The sequence below is a fragment of the Oribacterium sp. C9 genome (genome assembly GCF_002007235.1).
Lineage (GTDB): Bacteria > Bacillota > Clostridia > Lachnospirales > Lachnospiraceae > Oribacterium.
Genome location: NZ_MUHW01000047.1, coordinates 1 through 6,229 on the forward strand (window position 1 = coordinate 1; position 6,229 = coordinate 6,229).

Consider the following 6,229-nt stretch of genomic DNA (forward strand, 5'->3'; position numbering starts at 1 on the left):
GAATTGAAGAACTGTCCAATATTCTTCTTTATACGGTTATCGCGCTCATTGCATCCAGAGCGGATCTTGGAGGCATGAACAACGGACATCTTTGGATACTTGCCGGATTCATAATCATGGTGATTCATGTTGTGGTTATGATTGTGATGGCAAAACTGCTTCACCTGGATATCTTTACCTGTGCGGTTGCTTCGGTGGCAAATATCGGCGGAACGGCCACTACGCCGGTTATTGCGGGATCCTACAACGACGCGCTGGTTCCGGTGGGCATCGTCATGGCGCTTTTGGGATATGTCATCGGTACTGGAGGCGGACTGGTTGTTGCGAATTGTATGAGCATCTTTGGATAACGCGATCAGGCGCTGAATTCATGGAAATTGCAAGACATGCCAAAGCTTCCAACTACATTTGAAGATGCCAAATATTAAAATAACAGATAATTTTTACAATAGGATGTCGATAATTCTCATATGATACTCGATTAAATGTAGGTCTGCGGAATTATTTATGACTGAAAGCCGGCGTAATTCCGTCACAATCCCGAAAATTGGGTATGGCAAACAGAAGTTGGGCACTTTTTTTGAAAAACTTAATGCTCAACTTTTGGGGAAATGCGTATCTTAGGCATTAAGTCCTGCAAACGGCTGGTGAGTAAGAAATCACTGAATTTTGGATGTTACCGATTCCGGTAAATTATCGATGATCAGAAATAAAAGAATTTTTTCTGATCAGATCGGCTTCAGTATTACCTCATCTGCAGGGATTTTAGAGAAGTTCATGGCCTTCAAGAATGTCTCCCCAAGAAGCAATTGTGCAACCTCATATGGAGAATGATTGTTGAGGCTCTTACGTGGATAGCTGTTTATGTGATTCATCATAAGAGTCACATCATCCTGGGGAGAAATTCCCGAAGGCTCATATAGTCCTGACTCTCGGTGAAAGAGGTTCGGTATATGCATTTCAGGACAATGTCTTGAAACAGGGGATCTTCAAGGTTTCGGTTGTTGATACCACCGCAGCGGGAGATACCTTTACAGGCTTTTTTATAGGATCAATGATCCGTGGGGAATATCCCGAAAAAGCTCTTTCTGTAGCTGCAAAAGCTTCAGGAATCGCAGTTTCCAGACCGGGGGCAGCACCATCCATTCCGGAGCTTTCGGAAGTTCTTGAAGGATAATATTAAATAAGGTCAAAAACAGCTGTCGAATCATTTCGCACCAGGCGGTATAACGATTCGATAGCTGTTTTTTGATTTCAGGGATTATAAATATATAGGTTTTTGTCGATAAAATTTAGTAAATATCATTACGGCTTATCGATTGCAGATTAATATATTGCGTTTTTTTACATATGGGGAGAAAACTGATGGAACGAATCAAGTCTGAAAGAACTGCCGGAGATGCAGGGTGGAAGCTGTCCCGATATAATCTCAGTATGCAGGTATCGGAAGGCGGTTATCTTATAGCAAATCTCGTTACAGGAAGTTGTGCCGTATACAGTTCACTTGAGGCTTATCTACTTTCAGTTTTTGAACGTCTTTCCGAAGATCATCCTATGATCAAACGTTTTTCAGAAAGAGGTCTCATAGTTAATTATGATGAATTATCCGCTATCGAGTCCCGGAGTCGTCTGGCAATGGGGATAACAGATGCTGTAAATCTGACGATCTGTCCTACCCTGAGCTGCAATTTTAACTGTCCTTACTGTTTTGAGAATCACTTGCAGGGGAAAATGAGCGAAAAGGTTCAGGATGATGTTGTCGCGTTGACACGTAGGATGCTGGAGTGTAGCCGGGCAAAGAAACTAAGGGTGACATGGTTTGGCGGAGAGCCATTATTGGCACCTGAAATTATCGAGAGTCTTTCGAAACTGTTGATCTCATTAAGTGAAGAGTATGGTGCAGACTATAAAGCGAGTATCGTCACCAACGGATATTTTCTAAATAAAGAAAATGTTGATATGTTGAGCAGAGTTAAGGTTGGTCAGGCTCAGGTGACTTTGGATGGTGTGGGATCCGCACATGACAGAACAAGACACCTGACAAATGGTGGTGGAAGTTTCGATGTCATAACGGAAAATCTCCGAAATCCGCTACCTCTTTCTGTTACTGTAAGATATAACGTTAGCGCGGATAATGTTGAAGAACTTGAAGAACTAAAGGAATATGTTGAGAAACTTGCATCTGATAGTGGAAATAAGCTGACATTTATCCCGGACCTTGTTCATAAAAGCATAGCCGCTGATAAACGTGGAGAGGAAGTCAGACTACTGGAAGGAGATAAGGCCGCACACATCGAAGCCTGTGGCAAAAGAGTATCAAATCAAGGGAACTATTGCGGAGCCCAACGTTTCTGGAGTGTATGTATAGATGAAAAGGGAAGACTTTATAAATGCTGGGAATCTGTTGGTATGGAAGATATGAGCTTTGGAACTGCAGGAAAATGGGATCCGGCGAACTCTTTACAAACAGCAGATAATCATGATCTACTTACCGCTTTTATCAATACTGCGCCGCCATCAAACGATGATGAGTGTCGTGCCTGTATCTGGTTTCCGCACTGTCTGGGAGGAGACCCTAATCAAAGACTGTTTATAAAACGGAGATGTCCTGCATATAAAGAAAGACCCGGGATTTTTCTTGAAACGCTTTATGAGAAGATGAAAACAAAGAAAAAAATACAGTATGAACCTATATTATAAGCATAAGTTAAGTACATAATAACATTAGGGGCTGGTGAAATAGTTTATGCAAAGAAATGAATTGAACATTATTTTCAGGGCACTTCTCACCATTGTTACCGCAGAAGGAAGGGGAAAGGCCCTTTTTGGAGATAAACTGTCTCTGGCAGAAGAATCATTTGACCGAGCTATAAGTGGGCAAATCTTTCCTACGGTATATCTGGAATTTCCGCTTATCGGTAATCCCTGTTTTGATATGCTTGTAACATATGGAGAAACCCTTTTCAGGGATGGTATCGATCCTTCGGCTCAGGCCTTTGGCTATAGAAAGGCCCTTGATTGCTTTGCCACATTTTCAGGGCGTAATGCAGGTTTTGGTTATTCTATAGATCTTAGTCGCGGAGATACTGAACAGGCAGGTCTCTATCTTCAGCATCAAGGGGATCATTCTCTTATAGAGCCATTTCTCAGGGCCTGTGGGGAAGAAGCGAGGCTTCCGTATTATTTAGATATAAGTGAACGTCTGAAAAAGTACTGGCAAAGTGCTTATATTGCCTTTTTCCCGGGGCGCCCCGGAACACCGACACGTATCGGCGGCTACAAATTCGGAAGTTATGATCTTAGAACTTTATTTGATCTGGCCGGTTTTACTGCATGGGGACCTGACATGATCGAGCTCTGCGATGAACTTATTACAATTTGCAGACCTAGTGATTTTCAGTTTGACATCCTTTCGGATGGATCCGTTTCCGATGTCTTCGGCTTGGGATTCGCTTTCGGAGCCCAAAAGCGTCCGAAGATCGGAGAGGAGTCTCTCAGGTCAGATAAGGGTGCCCGGTTTATGAACCGGCTTCAGGAAATGAAGCTTATTGACGATCGCTGGAAAATGATTCCTGATGCAGTATTTGCCCGTGCATACCCCGTAGAAAGCGAGGATGGCAACAAGCGCCTTATAGCATTGGCGGTTCTTTTAAGTTATGTAAAGATAAAATTTAAGGCCGGAGTACCACAGACAGTAAAATTTTATCTTGCACTAAAAGCGTCTGAACTATAAATCCACCTATAGAAAGGAGAATAAAATGGATATTAAAAATTTTGATTTCAGCAAACTTGATCCCAAGATCAGAGAGAAAGCAGAAAAGTGTGAAAGTATGGAGGAATTGATGGACCTGGCAAAAACCTGTGGAATCGAACTGACAGATGCTCAGTTGGATCAGTTATCCGGTGGAGGAATACTAGATAATGGTTGTTATGATTGCCCTGAGGTAGCAGCTGAGAGTTATGGTTAAAGGATAAGACGAAAATCGATTTAAAATATTCCGAGGAAGGCGATAAAAAATGGAAATTAAAAATTTTGATTTCAGTAAACTTGATCCCGATCTCAGAGCGAAAGCAGAAAAATGTAAAAGCATAGAGGAAATAATGGAGCTGGCAAAATCAAATGGAATCGAACTGACAGATGCTCAGTTGGATCGATTATCCGGAGGCGGGGAAGATTGTTATTATTGTCAGGATGGTTGTCCCTTCATAGGCCTTTGAGATTTCTTTAAAAATGTCGTCACTTGAAAAGGTAAATGCTTAATTTCGAGGTATTATCAGTTTTGCAAGAGTAACTGCATAATACCTCGATTTTTTATGCCTGAAAACCGGCGTAATTCCGTCACAATCTTTCAGAGCCGTCATGAAACTTATCCACAGAGGCAAAAAATAACAGATAATTTTTCACAAGGAGATGTCGATATTTCTCATATGATACTCGATTAAATGTAGGTATGCGGAAATATAATTGGTATCGCGTGCAAAAATATATATTGTTCAGGAGGTATCTATGAAACAGATGTGCAAGGCTGCAAACGTAAAAAAAAGACTGCTGGCTATGTTATCAGTAGTTCTTATCTTTTTTTCTCTAGTGATTCTGCCATCAAGAAAAGTTAGTGCAGCAAATAAAGTAATTAATACAACTGCCAGCGTTGCAAATATTCAAAAATACGGGAACGTTGTTCTTGATATTAAGTGTTCTGATTTTCTGTCATCAGGCTATGAATTCGGAGATATACTAAATGTGAGCTTTTTGAACCAGAATTTGAAGCTCCCACTATGTAGCAATTATTCTGATGTTGATTCAGGTACTGCAGGGATTTTTGTGAGACAGGAAGATGAGTTTGTCCTGCTTGCAATCAACATGAAAGATTTTGCCACAACATACGGTATTGCCATTAAAAAGACAGCCGCTGACAATTCTGTATCATGGCAACCTGCAGACGGTGCAACAGACAGGATAGAAGTGTCTATCTCCATGGATACAAAAGGTGGATACTATGGCGAATATCTTTTGCATCAGTTGAGCTATACCACAGACAGATCCGATTATCCAAACCTTTCTGATGCCCAGTTTGCTAATTTCAGAGAAGTGACAACTTCAGGAATCGGAAGAGGAAGATTGTACAGGTCCGCTTCACCTATTAATCCTAAATACAACAGGAACATATATGCAGATGCAGCCATCAGGCAAGCTCATGTTACAACAATAATGAATCTTGCTGATGACCCGGAAACAGTCGCTTCATACCCCGATATCAATACAACATACTATTCACACCAGAATTATATAGCTCTGAATATGGGAGTTGACTTTGAAGCTGATGATTTTAAGCAAAAACTTGCTAATGGACTCAAATTCTTCATTTCTAATCCAGGAGTATATCTTGTTCATTGTACAGAGGGAAAAGACAGAGCGGGCTTCGTTGTTGCTGTTTTGGAATGCTTAATGGGTGCAGCTTATGATGAGGTGACTGCCGATTATATGACAACTTTCTATAATTATTATGGAATCACTACGGATGATGAAAGATATAACAGTATTCTAACCGGTAATCTTGAAAAGACTCTGAAAAATGTATTTGGTGTGGAAAATCTTCGCAGCGCGGATTTAAGTGTAGAAGCTGCTGAATATCTAAAATCTACAGGGCTTACTAATGAAGAAATTGACACTCTTAAAAATGATCTTTCTGGAACAGCAACGGCTCTGGACTCTGTTACTGAATTAGTTCCTGATAAGGATGTCACTTCCGGTATTTATGTAGTTAAGCCAGGCGATACACTCTCTAAAATTGCCAAAGAAAAATATGGGGATTCAAAAGACTGGACCTATATTTACGAACTCAATAAAAAAAATATCTCCAATCCGGATATTATCTATATAGGACAGAATTTGAAGCTGGCAAATTAAAGAAGATATATACCAAGTATATATTATTACTGTTTAGCAAGGTGAAATAGAATGAGCAAACGCCACCATGAATAATTCAGGTTAATGTATTTTAAATGGGGATGCGGGTACCCACCGCATCCTTTACTTAACCCAATATTTGCAAAAGTAAAAGCTCATTTATGCATTAAGTAGTGCAATTAAGCATTTAGTATTTCAATTAACGCCAGGTAACGCTACGGGCGGCCAGGTGTTACTTGAATGAAAAAGTTAACGAGACCTTTTTTGGGGTATATTACGAAAATCCCTTAAAAAGGTCTTTTTTCATGCGTTTGAATAATC

At 40.5% G+C, this 6,229-nt stretch carries 7 protein-coding genes and 1 pseudogene; 7 read left to right on the forward strand and 1 reads right to left on the reverse strand.

The genetic code is table 11. The features are described from left to right. Positions 1-350: DUF819 family protein (locus BXO88_RS15960; protein ID WP_139355632.1), on the forward strand; the 350-nt coding region annotated here is incomplete at its 5' end. Positions 351-728: 378 nt separating this feature from the next. On the opposite strand, the gene BXO88_RS16615 is transcribed toward BXO88_RS15960, so the two are convergent. Continuing rightward, positions 729-878, reverse strand: a complete 150-nt coding sequence (locus tag BXO88_RS16615; RefSeq protein ID WP_168171754.1) for a hypothetical protein — start codon at positions 876-878, stop codon at positions 729-731. Positions 879-910: 32 nt separating this feature from the next. On the opposite strand from BXO88_RS16615, the pseudogene BXO88_RS15970 reads away from it, so the two are divergent. The 6 genes and pseudogenes from BXO88_RS15970 to BXO88_RS15995 all read left to right on the forward strand — a co-directional run. Beyond that, positions 911-1,177 (forward strand): annotated as a pseudogene (locus BXO88_RS15970) (carbohydrate kinase family protein); the annotation flags it as partial. A gap of 188 nt (positions 1,178-1,365) precedes the next feature. Beyond that, a complete protein-coding gene (locus BXO88_RS15975) occupies positions 1,366-2,700 on the forward strand; it encodes a radical SAM/SPASM domain-containing protein (RefSeq protein WP_168171755.1) in 1,335 nt (444 codons plus the stop codon). A gap of 46 nt (positions 2,701-2,746) precedes the next feature. Beyond that, positions 2,747-3,733 carry a hypothetical protein gene (locus tag BXO88_RS15980; protein WP_078038720.1) on the forward strand — a complete coding sequence of 329 codons (987 nt, stop codon included), beginning with the start codon at positions 2,747-2,749 and terminating at the stop codon, positions 3,731-3,733. 25 nt (positions 3,734-3,758) lie between these two features. Then, positions 3,759-3,968 carry a hypothetical protein gene (locus BXO88_RS15985; protein ID WP_078038721.1) on the forward strand — a complete coding sequence of 70 codons (210 nt, stop codon included), beginning with the start codon at positions 3,759-3,761 and terminating at the stop codon, positions 3,966-3,968. A 49-nt stretch (positions 3,969-4,017) separates the two neighbouring features. Then, the gene (locus BXO88_RS15990) at positions 4,018-4,218 is read left to right on the forward strand and encodes a Nif11-like leader peptide family natural product precursor (protein WP_078038722.1); all 201 of its coding nucleotides are present in this window, start codon (positions 4,018-4,020) and stop codon (positions 4,216-4,218) included. 289 nt (positions 4,219-4,507) lie between these two features. Then, positions 4,508-5,908 carry a tyrosine-protein phosphatase gene (locus BXO88_RS15995; RefSeq protein WP_078038723.1) on the forward strand — a complete coding sequence of 467 codons (1,401 nt, stop codon included), beginning with the start codon at positions 4,508-4,510 and terminating at the stop codon, positions 5,906-5,908. Positions 5,909-6,229 lie beyond the last annotated feature (321 nt).